At 65.0% G+C, this 19,621-nt stretch carries 21 protein-coding genes; 8 read left to right on the top strand and 13 right to left on the bottom strand.

Going from position 1 to position 19,621, the window contains the following annotated elements:
• Positions 1–14: 14 nt before the first annotated feature.
• The 3 genes from ACNHGR_RS15505 to ACNHGR_RS15495 all read right to left on the bottom strand — a co-directional run bounded on the left by ACNHGR_RS15505 (position 15) and on the right by ACNHGR_RS15495 (position 1,644).
• Positions 15–512: a hypothetical protein gene (locus ACNHGR_RS15505; RefSeq protein WP_184269086.1), complete on the bottom strand. Its 498-nt coding sequence runs from the start codon at positions 510–512 to the stop codon at positions 15–17.
• 61 nt (positions 513–573) lie between these two features.
• Positions 574–999 (bottom strand): SufE family protein, encoded by a 426-nt coding sequence (locus tag ACNHGR_RS15500; RefSeq protein WP_475287250.1) that lies wholly within the window; start codon positions 997–999, stop codon positions 574–576.
• A gap of 120 nt (positions 1,000–1,119) precedes the next feature.
• Positions 1,120–1,644, bottom strand: a complete 525-nt coding sequence (locus ACNHGR_RS15495) for a hypothetical protein (RefSeq protein ID WP_475287248.1) — start codon at positions 1,642–1,644, stop codon at positions 1,120–1,122.
• 125 nt (positions 1,645–1,769) lie between these two features.
• Between ACNHGR_RS15495 and ACNHGR_RS15490 the strand changes: the two genes are divergently transcribed.
• Positions 1,770–2,660, top strand: coding sequence for an aldose 1-epimerase family protein (locus ACNHGR_RS15490; RefSeq protein ID WP_475287246.1), 891 nt, complete (start codon positions 1,770–1,772; stop codon positions 2,658–2,660).
• A gap of 108 nt (positions 2,661–2,768) precedes the next feature.
• A complete protein-coding gene (locus ACNHGR_RS15485; RefSeq protein WP_184269078.1) occupies positions 2,769–4,346 on the top strand; it encodes a peptide chain release factor 3 in 1,578 nt (525 codons plus the stop codon).
• Between the two features lie 99 nt (positions 4,347–4,445).
• On the opposite strand, the gene ACNHGR_RS15480 is transcribed toward ACNHGR_RS15485, so the two are convergent.
• Both ACNHGR_RS15480 and ACNHGR_RS15475 read right to left on the bottom strand, forming a co-directional pair.
• Positions 4,446–5,708 carry a spinster family MFS transporter gene (locus ACNHGR_RS15480; RefSeq protein ID WP_475287244.1) on the bottom strand — a complete coding sequence of 421 codons (1,263 nt, stop codon included), beginning with the start codon at positions 5,706–5,708 and terminating at the stop codon, positions 4,446–4,448.
• A 94-nt stretch (positions 5,709–5,802) separates the two neighbouring features.
• Complete coding sequence (locus ACNHGR_RS15475) at positions 5,803–8,163, bottom strand: TonB-dependent receptor (RefSeq protein ID WP_475287242.1); 2,361 nt, start codon at positions 8,161–8,163, stop codon at positions 5,803–5,805.
• A 160-nt stretch (positions 8,164–8,323) separates the two neighbouring features.
• On the opposite strand from ACNHGR_RS15475, the gene ACNHGR_RS15470 reads away from it, so the two are divergent.
• Together ACNHGR_RS15470 and ACNHGR_RS15465 are read left to right on the top strand one after the other, a co-directional pair.
• Positions 8,324–8,938 carry a TetR/AcrR family transcriptional regulator gene (locus ACNHGR_RS15470; RefSeq protein WP_475287240.1) on the top strand — a complete coding sequence of 205 codons (615 nt, stop codon included), beginning with the start codon at positions 8,324–8,326 and terminating at the stop codon, positions 8,936–8,938.
• Positions 8,939–9,044: 106 nt separating this feature from the next.
• Positions 9,045–9,443 (top strand): PilZ domain-containing protein, encoded by a 399-nt coding sequence (locus ACNHGR_RS15465; RefSeq protein ID WP_475287238.1) that lies wholly within the window; start codon positions 9,045–9,047, stop codon positions 9,441–9,443.
• Position 9,444: 1 nt separating this feature from the next.
• On the opposite strand, the gene metW is transcribed toward ACNHGR_RS15465, so the two are convergent.
• Positions 9,445–10,038: a methionine biosynthesis protein MetW gene (gene metW, locus ACNHGR_RS15460; RefSeq protein WP_184269068.1), complete on the bottom strand. Its 594-nt coding sequence runs from the start codon at positions 10,036–10,038 to the stop codon at positions 9,445–9,447.
• On the bottom strand, positions 10,035–11,171 hold the full coding sequence (gene metX, locus ACNHGR_RS15455; protein ID WP_184269066.1) for a homoserine O-acetyltransferase MetX: 1,137 nt from the start codon (positions 11,169–11,171) through the stop codon (positions 10,035–10,037). Before metX ends, metW begins: the two co-directional genes overlap by 4 nt.
• Positions 11,172–11,238: 67 nt before the next feature.
• Between metX and ACNHGR_RS15450 the strand changes: the two genes are divergently transcribed.
• The 3 genes from ACNHGR_RS15450 (at position 11,239) to ACNHGR_RS15440 (ending at position 14,479) form a co-directional block, all read left to right on the top strand.
• Positions 11,239–12,198: a 2-hydroxyacid dehydrogenase gene (locus tag ACNHGR_RS15450; protein ID WP_475287235.1), complete on the top strand. Its 960-nt coding sequence runs from the start codon at positions 11,239–11,241 to the stop codon at positions 12,196–12,198.
• A gap of 273 nt (positions 12,199–12,471) precedes the next feature.
• Entirely contained in the window at positions 12,472–13,569 is a 1,098-nt protein-coding gene (hisC, locus tag ACNHGR_RS15445; RefSeq protein ID WP_475287233.1) for a histidinol-phosphate transaminase, read from the top strand.
• A 4-nt stretch (positions 13,570–13,573) separates the two neighbouring features.
• Entirely contained in the window at positions 13,574–14,479 is a 906-nt protein-coding gene (locus ACNHGR_RS15440) for a prephenate/arogenate dehydrogenase family protein (RefSeq protein ID WP_184269060.1), read from the top strand.
• A 27-nt stretch (positions 14,480–14,506) separates the two neighbouring features.
• Here ACNHGR_RS15440 and ACNHGR_RS15435 read toward each other — a convergent pair whose 3' ends face one another.
• The 4 genes from ACNHGR_RS15435 to ftsE are packed head-to-tail and all read right to left on the bottom strand — an operon-like array spanning position 14,507 to position 17,361.
• Entirely contained in the window at positions 14,507–15,190 is a 684-nt protein-coding gene (locus ACNHGR_RS15435; protein WP_475287231.1) for a lysophospholipid acyltransferase family protein, read from the bottom strand.
• Positions 15,191–15,203: 13 nt separating this feature from the next.
• Positions 15,204–15,737: a YdcF family protein gene (locus tag ACNHGR_RS15430; protein ID WP_184269056.1), complete on the bottom strand. Its 534-nt coding sequence runs from the start codon at positions 15,735–15,737 to the stop codon at positions 15,204–15,206.
• The gene (locus ACNHGR_RS15425; RefSeq protein ID WP_475287229.1) at positions 15,734–16,639 is read right to left on the bottom strand and encodes a cell division protein FtsX; all 906 of its coding nucleotides are present in this window, start codon (positions 16,637–16,639) and stop codon (positions 15,734–15,736) included. Before ACNHGR_RS15425 ends, ACNHGR_RS15430 begins: the two co-directional genes overlap by 4 nt.
• Entirely contained in the window at positions 16,639–17,361 is a 723-nt protein-coding gene (ftsE, locus tag ACNHGR_RS15420; protein ID WP_184269052.1) for a cell division ATP-binding protein FtsE, read from the bottom strand. Before ftsE ends, ACNHGR_RS15425 begins: the two co-directional genes overlap by 1 nt.
• A gap of 170 nt (positions 17,362–17,531) precedes the next feature.
• Between ftsE and ACNHGR_RS15415 the strand changes: the two genes are divergently transcribed.
• Complete coding sequence (locus ACNHGR_RS15415; RefSeq protein WP_475287227.1) at positions 17,532–18,377, top strand: zinc-ribbon domain-containing protein; 846 nt, start codon at positions 17,532–17,534, stop codon at positions 18,375–18,377.
• Between the two features lie 9 nt (positions 18,378–18,386).
• Here ACNHGR_RS15415 and ACNHGR_RS15410 read toward each other — a convergent pair whose 3' ends face one another.
• Complete coding sequence (locus tag ACNHGR_RS15410) at positions 18,387–19,292, bottom strand: pirin family protein (protein ID WP_475287225.1); 906 nt, start codon at positions 19,290–19,292, stop codon at positions 18,387–18,389.
• The gene (locus tag ACNHGR_RS15405) at positions 19,292–19,579 is read right to left on the bottom strand and encodes a BolA family protein (protein ID WP_475287223.1); all 288 of its coding nucleotides are present in this window, start codon (positions 19,577–19,579) and stop codon (positions 19,292–19,294) included. The genes ACNHGR_RS15410 and ACNHGR_RS15405 overlap by 1 nt, the downstream gene beginning before the upstream one ends.
• Positions 19,580–19,621: the final 42 nt, after the last annotated feature.

The raw sequence follows: 19,621 nt of genomic DNA, 5'->3' as shown, positions 1-19,621 counted from the left end.
TCGGGCTTTAGCGTCTACCCCTTCAGATCCAACCCCGCGACGTTGAACTCGAACGGTGCGGTCTGGGTCTTGCCGTCCACGATCAGGTCGACCTTCAGGCGCTTGGCGTCCTTGATGATGGCATAGGCACCCTGCGACGGCGCGATGGCGATGCCATCGTCATTGGTCGCCATTCGCCCCTGCCACTCATGTTTCTTGCCATCATCGGTGGTCGCCGTAACGCGGCAATCCGACAGGTCGCAGGTGAAGGGCGCGCCGACCAGCTTGACCGTGACGTCAGCGCCGCCCTCCTTCAACGGCTGGATCAGCAGGACGGAAAATGTGTCGGGGGCGGTCATCGTCTGCACGCTGTTGGCGCTGCCGATATAGGCAACCTTGGGCCGGCCGCCGCCTTCCGCGCCCTCATATTTCCACATCTGGCCGATCTGCTCGCGCTGGGTCGGCTCCTTGGGTTTCTTGTCGCCGCAGGCCGCCAGCGTGGCAACGGCTGCGATCATCATGATGGCGCGCATGGCGTCATGTCCTTCCGATATAGTTACGGAAGGATAATGTCTGAACCGGCCTGCGGTTTCCTCAGGCGGTGTAGCGGCCCGCCGTCTCGCGGATCAGCGCGATCATGTTGGGAATGCCCTGGGTCCGGTTGGAGCTGAGCTGGTTCTTGAGGTCGAACGGCGCCAGTGCGCCCTCGATATCGGCCGCGGCGATCTCCGCCGGCGCACGATCCTGCACGGTCAGGAGCACCAGAGCGATGATCCCCTTGGTGATCGCCGCATTGCTGTCCGCCAGGAAATGCAGCCGCCCGTCATCCAGTACCGTGGGATAGACCCACACCGCCGCCGAACAGCCCCGCACCAATGTCGCGTCGGTCTTGAGTGCGTCGGGCATATCCTCCAGCCCGCGCCCCAGGTCGATCAGCAGGCGATAACGATCGTCCGCATCCAGAAATTCATATTCTTCCTGAAGATCGGCGAGAGTGGGCAGGTCGGTCATGCCAGCCATATAGGGGTAAATGGGCCGAGCGGAAGCGCGATTTAAAGCAATGTGTCATTGCAAGCGCAGCGAAGCAATCCATGGGCGCACCAGTGGATTGCTTCGCTGCGCTCGCAACGACGAAGGTCCCTAACTCGCGACCTTGCATCCCTTGGCAGCCGCCATCCCGCGCAGATAGCCGCGCCGCGCGATGCCCGCCGTCACCGCCGCCTGCAAGCGCCGCTCGGCCGGGGCCGCGCCGCTGATCTCGCGCACAAGCCCCCGGAAGGGGATCAGCGAATTGACCACCGTCTTGCCCACCGCCTCGGCGATCTTGCCGGTGCGATTCTCGTTCGCCTTTGCGCCCACGGTGAAATCGTCGCCCAGCACGGCATTCAGTTCGCCCAGCGACGCCTTCAACCCCTTGCAGGTGCGCGATGGCGGCGCGGCATAGGGATTTTCCACCGCCTTCACCAGCACCGGCGGAATCTCTTCCTTGTCCAGCCCGACGTCGCGGGCCGGCTGGGTGGCGATCTTGCCCGCCTTGTCCAGATTGCCTTCCTTCTTCTTCGCCTCTTCCTGATTGGCCTTGTCCGCAGACTGGTCCTGATTCTGAGCCAGCGCGGCACAGGGCGTCAGCAGCGCCAGCGCGGTGATGATTGCGATTGATTTCATGATGATCCTCCGCTCCGCAAAACCAGCGATCGACGCCGTCGGTTCCCTTCCGAAACGAACAGCGAAGGAGACAGCTACGCGCAGCCCCGCTATGCGAAACCGATCCCCAAGCCGGAGGCCATGACTTGTCCGAATCCGATCCGCGTTTCACCATCGCTTCGCCGGCCCTGTCCGCCACCATCGACCCGCTCGGCGCGGAACTCTGGTCGCTGACGGACGGCGAGGGCCGCGCGCTGATGACCGATGCCGATCCGCGCTGGTGGACCGGCCACGCCCCTCTGCTCTTCCCCTTCGTCGGCCGGTCGCGTGGCGACGTCTATCGGCTCCACGGGCAGGAACATTCCATGCCGCAGCATGGCTTCGCCCGCCGCCGCCCCTTCGCTCCGGTGGCGCAGGACGATGCCAGTATCACCCTGCGGCTGGAGGCGGACGAGGACAGCCGCGCCATCTATCCCTTCGACTTTCGCCTCGACATGCGCTTCGCGTGTCAAGGCGCCACGCTGCACATGACCGCCACCGTCAGCAACCGGGGGGAGGCGCCCATGCCCTTCTCCTTCGGCTATCATCCCGCCTTCGCCTGGCCGCTCCCCTATGGCGGCGCGGTGGAGGATCACCGCATCCTGTTCGAAAAACCCGAACCCGCCCCGATCCGCAAGGTCGGCGACGAACCCGGCCTCATCGCCCGCGAAAGCGCGCCCTCCCCGGTGGACGGCGACATGCTCGCGCCCACTTATGCGATGTTCGAGGGTGACGCGCTGATCTGGGACGATCTTGCCAGCCGCTCATTGACATGGGGCGTCCCCGGCCGGCCGCAGCTTCGCATCGACTTTCCCGACACGCCGTGGCTCGGCCTTTGGCAGAAACCCGGCGCCCATTATCTGTGCATCGAACCCTGGGCCGGCATGGCCGATCTCGTCGGCTTTACCGGCGACGTCTGGGACAAGCAGGGGATCATGACGCTGCTGCCGGGCGACTCCCGCAGCTTCCGCATGGACGTGACGCTGGCAGGCGTGTAACGGGCCCCCATAACCAAAATCCGTTCGGGCTGAGCCTGTCGAAGCCCGCTCGCGCCCTTCGACAGGCTCAGGGCGAACGGATGTTTTGCCCAGATAGTGACGCATAACATGACCATCCCATCCCGCCGCACCTTCGCGATCATTTCCCACCCGGACGCCGGCAAGACCACGCTCACCGAAAAGCTGCTGCTGGAAGGCGGCGCCATCCACCTTGCAGGCGAAGTCAAGGCGCGCGGCGCCAATCGCCGCGCCCGGTCCGACTGGATGAAGATCGAGCAGCAGCGCGGCATTTCCGTCACTTCCTCGGTCATGACGTTCGAGCGGACCCGCGATGGCGAAACCATCACCTTCAACCTGCTCGACACGCCTGGCCACGAAGATTTCAGCGAAGATACCTATCGCACCCTGACCGCCGTGGACTCGGCCGTCATGGTGATCGATGCGGCCAAGGGCATCGAACCGCAGACCCGCAAGCTGTTCGAGGTCTGCCGCCTGCGCAACCTGCCGATCATCACCTTCGTCAACAAGGTGGACCGGGAAGGCCGCGAGGTGTTCGGCCTGCTCGATGAGGTCGCCGACCAGCTGCAACTCGACGTCTGCCCGATGAGCTGGCCCGCCGGCATGGGCGGCGAATTCGAGGGCATCTACGACTTCGCCACCAACCGGCTGATGCAGCCGACCGGTCCCAGCCGTGAATTCGACGGCACCCGTCACCAGTTTAACGGCCTCGATGATCCGACGCTGGCCGATCATCTGTCCGACCGCGCGCTCGACAAGCTGCGCGAAGAGGCCGAGCTGGCGCAGGGCGGCTATGCCGAATTCGACCATGACCGCTATCGCGCGGGCGACCTGACCCCGGTCTATTTCGGATCGGCACTCAAGCTGTTCGGCGTTACCGAACTGATCGACGCCCTGTCTGCCCATGCCCCCGCGCCGCGCCCGCAGCCGGCCGAACCGGCCGCCGTCGAGCCGGAACAGAGCGAAGTCACCGGCTTCATCTTCAAGGTGCAGGCCAATATGGACCCGATGCACCGCGACCGCATCGCCTTCATGCGCCTCGTCTCCGGCAAGTTCCGCCGCGGCATGAAGCTGACGCCCTCGGGATCGGGCAAGCCGCTCGCCGTCCACTCGCCGATCCTCTTCTTCGCGCAGGACCGCGAACTGGCGGACGAGGCGTTTCCGGGCGATATCATCGGCATCCCCAATCATGGCGCGTTGCGCGTAGGCGATACGCTCTCCGAAAAGCCCGGCCTGCGCTTCACCGGCCTGCCCAATTTTGCGCCGGAAATCCTGCGCCGCGTCCAGTTGAAAGACCCGACCAAGACCAAGCAGTTGCGCAAGGCGCTGGACGACCTCAGCGAAGAGGGCGTGATTCAGGTCTTCTACCCGGAAATCGGCAGCAACTGGATCGTCGGCGTCGTCGGCCAGCTTCAGCTTGAAGTGCTGATCTCACGCCTTGAGGCCGAATATAAGGTCGCGGCGGGCCTGGAGCCCTCGCCCTTCGACACCGCCCGCTGGATCAGCGGCGATGAGGCCGCGATGAAAGACCTGGTCAGCTATAATGGCGCCAACATGGCCAAGGATCGCGACGGCAATCTCGTCTTCATGGCGCGCAGTGCCTGGGACATCGGCTATCAGCAGGAACGCCACCCTAAGGTGAAGTTCAGCGCGACGAAGGAACGCTAATCCGTGATTGAAAATCATGAATGGGCGGATTGCTTCCGTCCATTCATGAAAAACCTCCTATCGTTTCAGCTGTCCAACTCGCTGTCTCACTTATGCGGCTCAGGCCGTCACCCAATCCTTGCGCAACGCCTTGCCCGCTAGCGCCATGAACAACCCCGCAAGCAGATAAAAGCCCAGCGCCGCGACGATCGCATAGCGCAGCGCTTCATGGCCATAGGTCGGTGTCAGCGCGTCGGACAGCGCGCCGACGCTCCATGACCCAAGGCCCAGCCCGACAAGGTTGTTGATGAGCAGGAAGGTCGCCGACGCGCTGGCCCGCATATGCGGCGGCACCAGATGCTGCACCGCGGTCAGCACCGGCCCCAGCCAGACATAGACCAGCGCCTGCGGGATCAGGAACAGGGCGAAGGCGAAGGTCACGCTGCTCGACAGCACGCCGATCACGAACAAGGGCATGCCGACCACATAGCTGATCGCCGGCACCCAGGCGAACCAGGCCTTGTCCTTGCCGCCCATCGCATCGCCCAGAAAGCCGCCCAGCAACACCCCGGCGACCCCGCCGATCAGCAGCAACCCGCCCAGAAACTGCCCCGCGCCCATCAGGTCCAGCCCGAAACTGCGCATCAGCAGGCTCGGCAGCCAGAAGGCGACGCCATAGCCGCACATCGAACTGCATGCCGCGCCCAGAGCCAGCATCCAGAAGCTGCGCTTGGCCGCAAGGATGCCGAACACAGCGCTGACCGGCACCGCCTCGCCCGTCTGCACCGGCCGCGCCGGCTCCCGCACGACAAGGCGGAAGATCGGCGCGATCAATATGCCCAGCACGCCGACCGCGATGAAGGCCGTGCGCCATTCCACCGTCTGCGCAATATAGCCGCCCAGCAGCACGCCGCCCGCCGATCCCAACGGAATCCCCAGCGAATAGATGGACAGCGCCCGCGCCCGTTGATGCGCCGGAAAATAGTCGGCAATCACGGCATAGGATGGCGCGACGCCGCCGGCCTCCCCCACGCCCACGCCGATGCGGAACAGGAACATCTGCATGAAATTGCCCGCCATCCCGCACAAAGCGGTAAAGCCGCTCCAGATGGCGAGGCTGACGGTGATGACCCATGTCCGGCTGGTCCGGTCGGCCAGCAGCGCCAGCGGAATCGCCAGCGTCGAATAGAGCAGGGCAAAGGCGATGCCGCCCAGCGCGCCCAGTTGCGTATCGCTCAGCCCCAGTTCCGCCTTGATCGGCCCGGCGAGGATGCCGAGAATCTGCCGGTCGAGGAAGTTGAACGTATAGACCAGCAGCAGCATCGCCAGCACGAGCCTGGAGTAGCCGGGGCGATAGGCGGGGGAGGTGGTTCGGTCGGTCATAAGGCTTCACCCTCTCCGTTCAGTTCGAGCTTGTCGAGAACCGTTGTGCGCGGGTTCTCGACAAGCTCGAACCGAACGGATGGGAGTGAGCAAATCAGAATTTCAACGTACCCGTCACGAACACCTGTCGGGGGTTGCCGTAGAAGGCGGTCAGCGTGCCTTCCTTGCCCAGCGACGGGGTCGGGAAACCGGCGGCATTGTTGATGATGGCGCCGGTCACCGGGTTGGCCGCGACGAAGGTATAGCCCGACGTCTTATATTCCTTGTCCAAGATATTCTTGCCATGGACCCCCAGCGACCAGCGATCGTCGGGTGCTGTATAGACGATGCTGGCGTCCCACAGCGCATAGCCCTTCTGGTCGATATAGGGGTTGGGGATTTCGAACTGATAGGTCTTCGACCGCCAGGAAAGCGTGCTACCGACATAGAGGCTGCCATCGCCCACGGGGCTATTGTAGCTCAGCGTCCCGCTCGCCGTCCATTTCGGCGTATTCTGCACCCGGCGATATTGCGCCACATCGGTCGGTACGCTGGCAATATTGGCGATATATTCGCGATATTCCGCGTCGATATAGCCGATCGCGGTGGACAGGTTCAGCCGGTCGCCGCTCGACAGCAGGTCGCGGCCAAGGCGGGCGTTGCTCTCAAACTCCAGCCCCTTGAACCGCGCCTTGCCTGCATTGGACACGATGCCGCAGAAGGACGGTGTCGCCACGCCGCCGACATTGACGGTGCAGGCGACCGATCCCGGAATCTGCACATCCTTGTAATCGGCATAGAAGCCGGCGACCGCGACATAGAGCGCGCCGTCCATGAAATTGCCCTTGTAGCCGACCTCATAGCTATCGACCTGTTCCGGGCGGAAGCTGAGGAAGGAGGCGACTTCGCTGTCCTGCCTTATGCCGTCGCCATTCAGGTCCGGCGCATTGGTGCCCACGCCGCGCGGGTCGAAGCCGCCGCCCTTGAAGCCCTTGGAATAGCTGGCATAGATATTGTGATCCTGCGTCGGCTTGTAGCTGACGGAGAAGCGCGGGGTGAATTTCTTATACTTCGCATTCCCGCGGAAATCGGTGCTGGGCGCGCCGAAGGGAAGGCCCGCGCCGCCGAACACCGGCGACCCGCCACCCAGATAATTCTGACGAAGAATGTCCGCGCGCCGCTCGTCCCAGGTATAGCGGCCACCGGCCGACACGCTGAACTGCGGGCTGAAATCATAGGTGAAGTCGCCAAAGATCGCATAGGTTTCGGTATCGACATCCGCCTGCGTGAACGCCGTCAGGCCCGCCAGCGTGGTGAAGATGCGCGTGTCGAACTGGGTGTCGGCGCTGGCGTCCAGATAATAGAGGCCGATCATGCCCTTCAGCGGCCCGGCATCGACCTGCAACTGCACTTCCTGACTGAGTTGCTCATTGCGGTAGAAGGCCGGCACGTCGACATCGACGGCGGGCAGCGCGTCGAAATCGATCGGCGATGCGCTGTCATCCTTGCGCCAGGCGCTGATTGATTTCAGCGTGAACATATCGTTCAATTCGGCCGATATGTTCATCGACAGGCCGTAGCTTTTCACCTGCTGCCGGGGATCGACCAACCCGCCGCGCGTATCGAACACATTGTCCAGCACCGGCGCGCCGGATGCCTGTCCGGGGATCAGGCGATGGCCGCCGCGCGGATTGCTCTTGTCCTTGGTATAGTCGCCGGTGATCCGCACCAGCACCGGCTCTCCATATCCGCCCATTTCGAAGGTGGCGCGCCCGGCCCAGATATCCTTGTTGTAATTTTCCTGACCGGTGGTGAGGTTCTTGCCGAACCCGCCGCGCGACAGGCGGGCAAAGGCGCCGCCGACGCGAATCAGGTCGCTGATCGGGGCGGAGACGCTGATCAGGCCGTCCGCCTGATCGTAACTGCCGTAAGTGCCCTTCACCTTCAGCGAAAAATCCTGCGGCAGCAGCTTGGTCACATATTTGACCGCCCCACCAATCGTGTTGCGGCCATAAAGCGTGCCCTGCGGCCCGCGCAGCACCTCGATCCGCTCCACGTCATAGATGTCGAGCAGCGCCCCCTGCGGCCGGTTCAGATAGACATCGTCCAGATAGATGCCGACGCCCTGTTCGAAGCCCGATACCGGGTCCTGCTGGCCCACGCCGCGAATGAAGGCAGTCAGCGTCGAATTGGTGCCGCGCGACGCCTCCAGCGTGGTGTTGGGGGTGACATTGGCGAGGTCGGTAATGTCGATCGCGCCGCCCTTCTCCAATGCCTCGCCGGAAAAGGCGCTGACCGCGATCGGCACGCTGACCAGAGTCTCTTCACGCCGGCGGGCGGTGACGACGATCGCCGCGCCATCATCGTCGGCGGCAGCCTGCGGCGCGCCCTCCTGCGCCAGCACGGGCAGGGCAATGATACCGCCCCAGGCGGCGGAAGCGAGCGCAAGGGCGCGAATGGTCTTATGGGCCTTCATCGGGTCGGTCCTCTCCTGAAAAATGGCGCGCCCGGTCTGCCGGGTCGCTCTGCCTTGCTCCAATCGATAATGAAAGTTGAACCGGCTTTCAACTTGAAATAAGAGGCTGGAGATGAGAATGCGCCGGTGCGGCCAAAAACACACAGGATCAGGAGTGGACATGACCGAGCAAGGCGCCGCCAGGGACGACAAGACGCCCCGTACCGCGCGCGGCGAACGCACCCGTCGCGCCTTGTTGTCGGCCGCTGCGGAGGAGTTCGGCGAAAAGGGATTTCATGACGGCTCGATCAGCGGCATCACTCGCCGCGCCGGCTGCGCACTGGGCAGCTTCTACACCTATTTCGATACCAAGGACGATATTTTCCGAGCGCTGGTGAACGACATGTCGGGGCAGGTGCGGGACTATGTCTCCCCCCGCATCGCACAGGCACGCGACGGTATCGACGCGGAACGGATCGGGTTGCTGAGCTTTCTGGAGTTCGCCCGCGCCCACAAGGAAATCTACCGCATCATCGACGAGGCGGAGTTTGTCGACGCCGCCGCCTATCGCGCCCATTATGACAATACCGCCAGCCGCATGGCCGCCCGCCTGACCGCCGCCGCCGCGCGCGGCGATGTCCGCCCGGACGTCGAAGAAGTCCATGCCTGGGCGATCATGGGCATGAACGTCTTTCTGGGCCTGCGCTATGGCGTGTGGGACGACAGCCGCCCGGTTGAGGAGATCGCCGCCATCGCCAACGCCCTCATCGAAAAGGGCATCGGCCCGCAGCGCTGATTGTCTACACAACTCGCCGCAGGGCAGCCCCGGTCTGGCGAGGCGCCTGCAACCAGCAGCCCCGCTCGGGACTCCTTCCCATGACCAACATCATGCGAGAAGGATCATGGACCTCCCCCCGCGCGCCAAGCGCTCCAATGTCTTCATGGACGCCCACCTCAATCTGGGCGAGCCGCTATCGGCCAAGCAAGTCGTGCGCATCCGCGACATTTCCCCAGGCGGCGCCCGCATCCAGGGTAAGTCGCCGGGTGTGGGCGCCCGCATTGTCGTGACGCGGGGCGAAACGGAGATGCCGGGGCGGGTCGTCTGGACGGCCGACCGCCATTTCGGCATGGAATTTGACGAGCCAGTCGATGTCGACGCGGTGCTGAAGGCCGCCCCGCCCAAGTCGCCCGACCGCCCGGTCTATGCGGCCGCCCTGACCTCTGGCCTCACGCATTTCCGTAGCCAGCCCCAGCGTGGGCGAACGGGCTTTGGCCTGCGGATGGCAGGCGCAACGCGCTAGGCTATTTGCGCAGGAGGAATACCGCATGCTCGGCGAACAGGTTCGCGTTCGCATGGGTGGTTTCCTTGTCCCCTTTGAGGAACCACTGGCCGTCGATGGTCCAGCCCCGTTCTTTCACCAGCGCGCGGAAATCGTCCACCGTCACATGATGGATGTTGAGCGTGTCATACCAGGTGTCGGGCAATAGCCGCGTCACTGGCATCCGCCCGCCCCACAGCAGCGAGATGCGCCCGCGCCAATGCGCAAAATTAGGGAAGGACACGAACGCCTGCCGCCCGATGCGCAGTAATTCCTCCACCACCAGATCGGGCCGGCGCGTCGTCTGCAAGGTCTGGCTCAATATCGCATAGTCGAAACTGGCGTCGGGATAATAGCGCAGGTCCGTGTCGGCATCACCCTGCACCACCGACAGGCCACGCCCCACTGCGGCGGCGACATTCGATCCGTCAATCTCCAGCCCGCGCGCATCCACCTGTGCATTGTCGCGCATCGCCGCCATCAGCGCGCCGTCGCCGCAGCCGACGTCCAGCACGCGTGCACCCTGTCGCACCGTTCGCGCAATCAGGGCGAGGTCGGGGCGCAACGTCTCACTCATGCCCGGCCGCCCTTCAGGAAGCCATCCACCACCCGGTTGAGTTCGGGACATTCCAGCAGGAAGGCGTCATGGCCGAACGGGCTGGACAGTTCCACGAAACTGGCCTGCGCGCCGGACGCATTGAGCGCATGGACGATGATCCGGGATTCCGTCGTGGGATAGAGCCAGTCGGTATCGAAGCTGACAAGGCAGAAGCGCGCCTTGCTCGCCGTGAACGCCTTGGCCAGCGACCCGCCATGATCTTCGGCAATGTCATAATAGTCCATCGCGCGGGTGATGTAGAGGTAGCTGTTCGCGTCGAACCGGTCGACGAAGCTTAGCCCCTGATGGCGCAGATAGCTCTCCACCTGGAAGTCCGCGTCGAACCCGAAGGTTTTGGCGTCGCGCCCCTGCAGACGCCGCCCGAATTTCTCGGTCAGCCCCGCTTCGGACAAATAAGTGATGTGCGCTGCCATGCGCGCGACGGCGAGGCCCGCGCTCGGCACCTGCCCGTCGGCATAATAATCGCCGCCGCGCCAGTTGGGATCGGCCATGATCGCCTGCCGCCCGACCTCGTGAAAGGCAATATTCTGTGCGCTGTGCCGCGCGGTGGAGGCGATGACGACGCAGCTTTCCACCCGGTCGGGGAACAGGGTCGGCCAGGTCAGCGCCTGCATGCCCCCCATCGATCCGCCGATGACCGCGGACAGGCGATCGACGCCCAGATGATCGAGCAAAGCCGCCTGCGCCCGAACCATGTCGGCGACGGTCAGCACCGGAAAGCGCATCGCGTGCGGCTCACCCGTCGTGGAATCGATGCTGGCCGGGCCGGACGATCCCATGCAACTGCCGATGACGTTGGAACAGACGATGAAATGGCGCGCCGGATCGACCGGCTTGCCTTCGCCCACCAGCCGCCACCACCAGCCCGGCTTGCCGGTGACGGGGTGGTCGGACGCGACATATTGGTCGCCGGTCAGCGCATGGCAGATCAGGATGACGTTGGATTTGTCCGCGTTCATCCGCCCATAGGTTTCATAGGCGATGTCGACCGGGCCGAGCAGCGCGCCGCTCGACAGATGCAGGGGGCCGGTCAGGCGGGCCTGCCGACGCAGGCCGAAACGGCTGTCTTCGCTGATGGGAACGCTGGCCATGATGCAGGCGGGGCTAGGACCGCCGTCCCACTCTGTCAATCTGGCGCATCGGTGGCACAGTCCCTAGATGGTCGGCATGACCGATAGCCCCCTCCCCCCGATCATCGCCTATGGCCCCCTCTACCCTTATCTGACCGAAGCCCTGCACCGCCGCTTCACCGTCCATGCCGTAGCGGCCGATGCCGATCCCGCCACCCTGTCGCCGCTGGTGCGGGAAGCGCGCGCACTGGTCAGCTTCGGATCGGTCGGCGCCTCGGCCGCGATCATGGACGCGCTGCCCAGGCTCGAAATGATCGGCCTCTTTTCGGTCGGTTATGACAAGGTCGACGTCGATCATGCCCGTGCGAAGGGCATCCGCCTGACCAATACGCCCGACGTGCTGACCGACGATGTCGCCGACCTTGCCGTCGGTCTGCTCTACGCCACGGTGCGCAACATGGTCGCCAACGACCGGCTGGTTCGCGCGGGCGACTGGGCGCGCGGCATCAGGCCCGCCTTGTCCGGCCGTGTCACGGGCCAGCGTATCGGCATATTGGGCCTTGGCCGCATCGGCCGCGCCATCGCACATCGGCTGGAGCCGGTGGCCGGTGAGATCCTGTACCATAACCGGCGCGAGGCGGCGGACGCCCCCTATCGCTATGTCGCCGACCCGATCGATTTCGCCCGGCAAAGCGACGTCATCATCGTCGCCACATCGGGCGGCCCGGAAGCGGCGAAGCTGGTCGATGCCGCCATGCTTGACGCGCTGGGGCCGGACGGGGTGATCGTCAATATCAGCCGGGGCAGCGTGATCGACGAGGATGCGCTGGTCGCCGCGCTGGCGGACAAGCGCATTGCCGGCGCCGGGCTGGACGTCTTCGCCCATGAACCGCATGTGCCGGAAACGCTGTTCGCCATGGACCATGTCGTGCTGCAACCACATCAGGGCAGCGCCACCATTCCCACGCGCAAGGCGATGGCCGACCTCGTCCTTGCCAATCTGGACGCCTGGTTCGCAGGCAAGCCGCTGCTTACGCCGGTCGTGTAAGCCTTTCCTATTTCGCGCTTTTCTGGTCCACCCTGCCCAATGCAACCTGCCTCGGCACCTCTTTGCGCGCCGCCGCGCCCGTCGCCTTCCTGTCGCGCCAGCGTCGCGGTGCTGACGCGCAGGTGGCGCGTCGGTAGCGCGTTGCAGGCGCGTCGCGAGAGCCTTGCGAGCGCTTGCGCCCCTTTTACCCCGACGACAGTGTGAACTTTGCCTGTCGCGTCACCTCTTTCCGCCACTTTGCCTTTCGCCAGGAAGCCGCTAAAGCCCGCAGCCATGACAAAACCAGCTCCCAAGGATTGGATTCTCGGCATTCACGCCTATGTGCCGGGCAAGTCGGCGGCCGATGACGGCCGCCCCCTCATCAAATTGAGCGCGAACGAAAATCCGCTCGGTACCGGTCAGGCGGCGCGCGACGCCTTCCTGGCGGCGACCGGCGACATGGCGACCTACCCCGATCCCTCCGCCGCGAAACTGCGCGAAGCGATCGGCGCGGCCCACGGCCTTGATTCCGACCGGATCATCTATGGCACCGGGTCCGACGAACTGCTGCATATCGCCGCTTCCGCCTATGCCGGGCCGGGCGACGAAATCCTCTATGTCCGCTATGGATTTGCCGTCTACGACATCGCTGCCCGCCGCGTCGGCGCGACGCCGGTGATCGCTCCGGACAAGGATTATGCGACGGATGTCGACGCCCTGCTCGCAGCGGTGACGGATAAGACCAAGCTGGTCTTCCTCGCCAATCCCAACAACCCGACCGGCACCATGACCAGCCGGGAGGAAATTGCCCGTCTGCATGCCGGGCTGCGTCCCGACATTCTCTTCGTTCTCGATCAGGCCTATGCCGAATATCTGGACGATGGCGAAGATGATGGCGGCCTCGAACTGGCGAAAAATGCCGCCAACGTCTTCGTCACCCGTACCTTCTCGAAGATTTACGGTCTTGCCGCCGAACGGATCGGCTGGGGCTATGGCTCGCCCGAGGTGATCGACATTCTCCACCGCATCCGTGCCCCGTTCAACGTGACGACAGCGGGGCAGGCGGCGGCGATCGCCGCGATCGGCGACACCGCATGGGTCGAACAGAGCCGGTCGCATAATGCGCAATGGCGCGAATGGCTGACGGCTGAGGTCAGCGCCCTGTCCAACCACGGCCTGCGCGCGGTGCCCAGCAAGACCAACTTCCTGCTGATTCTGTTCGACGGCAGGCTGACCGCCGAAGCCGCAATGAAGGGGCTGTGGGACGAAGGCTATGCGACCCGCTGGCTGCCCGGACAGGGGCTGCCCAATGGCCTGCGCATCACCATCGGCACCGAAGACCAGACACGCGCCGTCGCGGCGAAGCTGCGCGCCCTGGCGGAGGCGGCCTGAACCCATGCTGCCCTTTGCCCGCGTCACCATCATCGGCCTGGGGCTGATCGGCTCCTCGCTGGCTCGCGCGATCCGGGCGAACATGCCCACCGTGCGCGTGACCGGCTATGATGCCGATCCCGCCGTGCGCGAAACAGCGCGGCGGATCGACCTGACCGACGATGTCACCGATACGGCGGGCGCATCGGTCACCGACGCCGATCTGGTGATCCTGTGCGTGCCGGTGCGGGCGATGGGCGCGGCGGCGGCGGAAATTGCCGAAGACCTGCCGGCCGATGCGATCGTCAGCGATGTGGGGTCCTGCAAGGCGGATGTGCTGGCGCAGTTGAGCGTCGCGCTGCCGGGGCGGACCATCATCCCGGCGCATCCGGTGGCCGGCACGGAAAATAGCGGGCCGGAAGCCGGCTTTGCGACCCTGTTCAAGGGCCGCTGGTCGATCGTCACCCCGCCCGCCGATGCCGATCCCGCCGCCGTGGAGCGCGTCGCGGAGTTGTGGCGGCGCGTCGGCGCCGACGTGGAGATGATGGACCCGGCGCATCATGATCTGGTGCTGGCGGTGACCAGCCATCTGCCGCATCTGATCGCCTATACCATCGTCGGCACGGCCAGCGATCTGGAGAATGTGACTCAGTCGGAAGTGATAAAATATTCCGCCGGCGGTTTCCGCGACTTCACCCGCATCGCGGCGTCCGATCCGACCATGTGGCGCGACGTGTTCCTTGCGAACAAGGACGCTGTGCTGGAAATGCTCCAGCGCTTTTCGGAGGATTTGTCGGCGCTCCAGCGGGCGATCCGCTGGAATGACGGCGACGCCCTGTTCAACCTGTTCACCCGCACACGCGCGATCCGCCGGTCGATCATCGAACAGGGCCAGGACGACGCCAAGCCGGATTTCGGCCGGTCACATTAAGGGCTGTCCTACTGCACGGCGCTCTGTCTAATTGAGCGCGTTGATCGCCGCATGGACCCGTGCCTCGGCTTCCTTGCGGTCGAGGCCGACCGGAACGATCTCTCCCACCTTGTAGGTGATGGTACCGGGGCGCTTGAGGAATTTGCCGCGCGGCGACACCCGGCCGCTGTCGATGGCAATCGGTACGACGGGCAGGCCGAGCAGGCTGTATAGCCCGGCAAAACCGGACTTGAGCGGCGGCGACTCCCCGTGGGGCACACGCGTCCCTTCGGGGAAGAGGCAGATGGCGCGGCCCTGCGCGATCCGGTCCTTCGCCGCAGCGCGCAGGGCACGCAGGGCACTTGCGCCGGCGGCGCGCTCGATCGGGATAAGGCCATAACGGCGGGCGATGCCGCCCCAGAGCGGGATATCGAACAATTCCCTCTTGGCGCCGATCGCCGGCCGATCGAACAGACAGAGCATGTCGATCGTCTCGAACATCGATTCATGCTTCGCAATGTAGAGATAGGGGCCGATCGGCAGCTCGCCCTCCACCACGATCCGCTGCCCCAGCAACCGCTGGACGCACCAGCGATGAAAGCGACTCCAGTTGGTCGCGGTCCGCTGCACCATCAGTGGCGTGGTCCAGCCGAAAGCCATGGCCCACAGCACAAAGATCAGGCTGCCGGTGTAGAAGGCCAGCGCGAAGAGAAGCGAACGGATGACGGTCAAGGTTAAGGTCCGATCAGATACCGATGAGCGCGGCGATGCGCCGCAGCAGATATTTATTATATTCCCGCGCCAATATGGTGAGGCTGGGGCGGCTGGGCACGGCGTCATAGACGATCGTCACCTTGCCATCGGGCATCGACTGCCGCAGTTCCAGCGCGGCGCGACGCATATGCCAGTCCGTAGTGATAAGGCGCACCGTCTTATAGTCGCGCCGTTCCAGCCAGCGCGCCGTTTCCAGCCCGTTGGAACGGGTATCGATCGCTTCGCGACCCAGCGTGATGCAGCAGCTGAACAGGCTTTCGGGCGCCTTATATTGCACCGCCAGCTCAACCGGGCGGACCGATCGGTCGACGCCGGAAATCAGCATCCGCTTGGCCGCGCCGTCCTGCAACAGGGCGATGCCCCGGTCGATACGCCCCGCCCCGCCGGTGAGCACGACGATCGCATCGGTCTGCCGTCCGTCCAGCGGCTGCGGCAGGAAAATCGCGAACCAGACAAAGCCCAGCATCCAGGCCAGCAAGGTGACGGCGACGAAGCGGACGATCACAGCGCCCGCCCCAATGCCCGCAGCACCGTCCAGCGCGCCGTCAGGGTCGCCAGCAACACGCCGAAGATCGGCAAAGCCGCAAGGATCAACCAGCCGCGCATGTCCAGTTCGACCGCGCCGATCAGGTCCGACCCGGTGGCGGCAAGGCGCAGGCCGATCAGCAGGATGACGAACGTGGCGAAGGAAAAGCCGAGCGCACTGCCCATCAACGCATCGAGACCGATACGGCGCTGGAACAGCCGGGCGATCTGCACATCGGTCGATCCCATCAGGTGCAGCACGTCGATCGTCCCGCGATGGCTGTCATGCGCGCCGCGCGCGGCCAGCACCACGACCGCGCCGGTCGCCAGGATCATAAGCAGCACGACGCCCGCAGACAGCCAGCCCAGCGCCGTCAGCAATCCCGCCAGCGGCAGCAGGAAGGCGGCATGCGGTTCGATCCGCAGCTTGGGCGACAGGTCGGCGAGCAGGCGACGCAGGCCACCAATCTTCACCTCCGCATCGCCGGGCGTCAGCATGACGTCGATCAGGGCCGGTACGGGCAGGTCGCCGCTGGTCGCAGCCTCCCCAAGCCAGGGGCGCAACTGGTCCGCCAGCACGGCCGGATCGACCGGTTCGGCAGCACGCACGCTATGGGCGGAGCGCAAAGCCGTCAGAGTCCGGGCGGCCAATTCCGCACGGACCTGCGCATCGGCCTCCACCACTTGCACGCTGGCGCGCCCGGCAAGGTCCGCGCTCATGGATCGGACCGCCGCGCCGAGGCCAAGGCCAGCGGCCGCCGCCAGCACGGTCAGAAACATCATGATCGCGATGATCCACGGCATCGGCCCCGCCAGACGACCGCCGGGCAGCAGGCGATGGCGCGCGGCAGCGGCAGCCTTGCGGTCGGCACGGCTGGCCATCAGGCGTTGCCCTGCGGCTTCGACTGGGATTGGGGCGGATAGCGCAGCGTACCGGTGGGGTCGGCCAGCCGCCCCTTGTCCAGCCGCATCATCTGCGCGCCGGATACCTGCGCGATGAGGGGCAGGTCATGGGTAGCGACGACGATAGTGGTGCCGAGGCGATTGAGCGCTTCGAACAGGGTCATCAGGCGACGAGCCATGTCGGCGTCGACGTTGCCGGTCGGTTCGTCCGCAACCAATATCTCCGGGCGGCCGATCACCGCGCGGGCGATGGCGACGCGCTGCTGTTCCCCGCCCGAAAGCGTGGCAGGCCGCGCCTGCCCCCGGTCACCCAGGCCTACCCAGTTCAGCATCTCCACCACCGGGGCGTCGATCTCGCCCTCCTCCATACCCGATACGCGCAGCGGCAGCGCGATATTGTCATAGGCGGACAGATGGGGCACGAGCCGGAAATCCTGAAACACCACGCCGATGCGGCGGCGAAAGCCGGGCAGCCGCTTGCGGGGCAGGGTCACTACATCCTCGCCGAACAGGCGGATCACGCCACGGCTGGGCCGCTGGGCAAGGTAGAGCAATTTCAGCAGCGACGTCTTGCCCGCGCCCGACGCGCCGGTCAGGAAATAGAAGCCGCCGCTGGCCAGCGAGAAGCTGACATCGGACAGTGTTTCGCTGTCCAGACCATAGCGCAGGCCGACATTTTCGAACTGGACGATGGCCGACATGGCTGAATGTTATCGCGCCGTCGCGCTCCCTGCTTCCCGGAGCATCAGCCATGGCACAGCGGGCGCCCTGCCGTAAAGCCCGCGCCGCACGATGCCACGAGTCGCGGCAGAATGACTCGGGTCGTCGTTGGCATCTTGCGCCCGAGTCCCTGCCATGCCTATGAAGCGAAATGATCCTGGTGTGCCCCAATTGCGCGACGCGCTATGTCGTGCCCGACACTGCCGTCGGCACCAACGGCCGCCAGGTCCGCTGCGCCGCCTGCAAACATAGCTGGTTCCAGGCTCCGCCGGTCCTGCCGGAACGCGAAATGCCTGTCGCTGCCGCATCGGTCGAAGCGCCAGTGGCCCAGCCCGAACCCGTGGCGCCGCCTCCCCCGGCTCCTGTGCCGACACCGGTAATCGCGCCTGAGCCAGTCGTCACCGACCCTGTCGTGGAGGAAGACGCTGCGGTGGCCGTCGAACCGTCGGCCCCTCCTCCCGTCGAAGCGCCGGTTGCGCCTCCGACGGATCATCGTTTCGATGATATCTATGCCGGCGCGCCTTCCGATCCGGTTGAACAAAGCCGCTTCGTCCCCGCCCCACCGGCCAAGGCGCGGCGCAATCCGATCAAGCTGTGGACCTATGCCGCGATCGGATTCTGCCTGATCGTCGCCGCATTGGGCGGCGCCTTCACCTATTTCGGCCCGCCGGCCTGGATGGTGTCGATGGGCCTGGTTGCCGAAGAGGGCGACCCCGATCTGCTCTTCTACCTCTCCAAGCCGGCGGAGCGGCGCAAGCTGCCGACGGGCGAGGAATATTTCGCCTTTGGCGCGCGGATCGTCAACAGCGGGACGCAGGCGCTGCCGGTGCCACCGGTGCTGGTGCAGTTGCGCGACCGGCAGAACCGGCTGGTGTTCAGCTGGACCACCAAGGCGGACAAGACGCGGCTGAAGCCCGGCGAGGAAGCGTCGATCAACGAGAGCCGGATCGACATTCCGAAAAATGCCGAGAATCTCTCGCTGACCTTCGTGCAGTAAGGCAGTCGGTCAGGGATAACTGACCGTCTTTGGGCGCCCCTGCGGAATCGGGATAAATTCCTGATCGTCACCGGGGATCAGCGGGAAGCGCATCGCGTCCCAATCCTCGCGCGCCTGCATTAGCCGGTCCTGGGTCGAGGCAACGAAATTCCACCAGACATGGCGCGGGCTGGTGAACGCCTCCCCACCGCACAGCACGACACGGCCACCATCGACGCTCATCAATGTGGCGGATGTGCCGGGGCGCAGCACATAGAGAGTCTGCGGTGCCAACATCATGCCGTCGAGCGCGGCGTCGCCACCCGACACATAGATGGCGCGTTCGTCGGCGGACGGGTCGATGGCGATCCGGCCACCGGGCGACAACTGGATATCGGCATAGATGGTCTGGGCATAGGTGGTGACGGGCGAGGTTTCGCCCCAGAGCGACCCCATGATGACGCGGGCACGGACATGGCCATCGTCGATCACCGGCATGCCGCCTTCGCTGACATGCTCGAAGGCCGGGTCCATTTCCTCGAAGCGGTCGGGCAAGGCGAGCCAGGTCTGGATGGCCGAGAGCTTCGACAGTTTCGCGCGATCCTCGTCCGGCGAGCGTTCCGAATGGACGATCCCCTTGCCAGCGGTCATCAGGTTGACCGCGCCCGGCTCGATCAGTTGCTCGGTGCCCAGCGAGTCCCGGTGGAGGAAGGCGCCTTCATACATATAGGTGACGGTGGCGAGGTTGATGTGCGGGTGCGGCCGCACGTCGATCCCCTGCCCCGCGCCGATCTTCGCCGGGCCGGCCTGATCGAAGAAGATGAAGGGGCCGACCATGGTGCGCCCCTTGACCGGCAGGGACCGGTGCACCCGGAAATCACCCAGATCATGCGTGGTGGGCGTGATTGTTTGGAGGATGAGGTCGTCCGGCGCCATCAGGCTTCGCCCGGCGCGCGGGCCTTGATGGCGAGGGCATGGACCTTGTCGCGCAACAGGTCGGCGAGCGCAGCGTTGACGAGGCGCTGGCGCGCGACGCGGGCCTGGCCGGTGAAGCGGCCGGACACGATGTCCACCGTGAAATGGCTTTCGCCCGAGCCGTCATGGCCGGCATGGCCGCGATGCTTTTCGCTGTCGTCGATGACAGCGAGATGGTCGGGCAAGAGGGCAGCGCGCAGGCGCGCCTCGATTTCGGTGGCAACGGGGCCTTTGAGGTCTGTGGTCATCTTTCCTATATAGGCTGCTTTGCCAGCAGATCATCAGGACAA

This window comes from Sphingobium sp. RS1 (assembly GCF_056156825.1).
This window is presented reverse-complemented; position numbering and strand designations above follow the sequence as displayed.

Bases quoted from the DNA above. Each gene is read 5' to 3' on its own strand.
- ACNHGR_RS15505 (WP_184269086.1), bottom strand. From the start codon at position 512: ATGCGCGCCATCATGATGATCGCAGCCGTTGCCACGCTGGCGGCCTGC.
- ACNHGR_RS15500 (WP_475287250.1), bottom strand. From the start codon at position 999: ATGGCTGGCATGACCGACCTGCCCACTCTCGCCGATCTTCAGGAAGAA.
- ACNHGR_RS15495 (WP_475287248.1), bottom strand. From the start codon at position 1,644: ATGAAATCAATCGCAATCATCACCGCGCTGGCGCTGCTGACGCCCTGT.
- ACNHGR_RS15485 (WP_184269078.1), top strand. From the start codon at position 2,769: ATGACCATCCCATCCCGCCGCACCTTCGCGATCATTTCCCACCCGGAC.
- ACNHGR_RS15480 (WP_475287244.1), bottom strand. From the start codon at position 5,708: ATGACCGACCGAACCACCTCCCCCGCCTATCGCCCCGGCTACTCCAGG.
- ACNHGR_RS15475 (WP_475287242.1), bottom strand. From the start codon at position 8,163: ATGAAGGCCCATAAGACCATTCGCGCCCTTGCGCTCGCTTCCGCCGCC.
- ACNHGR_RS15470 (WP_475287240.1), top strand. From the start codon at position 8,324: ATGACCGAGCAAGGCGCCGCCAGGGACGACAAGACGCCCCGTACCGCG.
- ACNHGR_RS15465 (WP_475287238.1), top strand. From the start codon at position 9,045: ATGGACCTCCCCCCGCGCGCCAAGCGCTCCAATGTCTTCATGGACGCC.
- metW (WP_184269068.1), bottom strand. From the start codon at position 10,038: ATGAGTGAGACGTTGCGCCCCGACCTCGCCCTGATTGCGCGAACGGTG.
- metX (WP_184269066.1), bottom strand. From the start codon at position 11,171: ATGGCCAGCGTTCCCATCAGCGAAGACAGCCGTTTCGGCCTGCGTCGG.
- ACNHGR_RS15450 (WP_475287235.1), top strand. From the start codon at position 11,239: ATGGTCGGCATGACCGATAGCCCCCTCCCCCCGATCATCGCCTATGGC.
- hisC (WP_475287233.1), top strand. From the start codon at position 12,472: ATGACAAAACCAGCTCCCAAGGATTGGATTCTCGGCATTCACGCCTAT.
- ACNHGR_RS15440 (WP_184269060.1), top strand. From the start codon at position 13,574: ATGCTGCCCTTTGCCCGCGTCACCATCATCGGCCTGGGGCTGATCGGC.
- ACNHGR_RS15425 (WP_475287229.1), bottom strand. From the start codon at position 16,639: ATGGCCAGCCGTGCCGACCGCAAGGCTGCCGCTGCCGCGCGCCATCGC.
- ftsE (WP_184269052.1), bottom strand. From the start codon at position 17,361: ATGTCGGCCATCGTCCAGTTCGAAAATGTCGGCCTGCGCTATGGTCTG.
- ACNHGR_RS15415 (WP_475287227.1), top strand. From the start codon at position 17,532: ATGATCCTGGTGTGCCCCAATTGCGCGACGCGCTATGTCGTGCCCGAC.
- ACNHGR_RS15410 (WP_475287225.1), bottom strand. From the start codon at position 19,292: ATGGCGCCGGACGACCTCATCCTCCAAACAATCACGCCCACCACGCAT.
- ACNHGR_RS15405 (WP_475287223.1), bottom strand. From the start codon at position 19,579: ATGACCACAGACCTCAAAGGCCCCGTTGCCACCGAAATCGAGGCGCGC.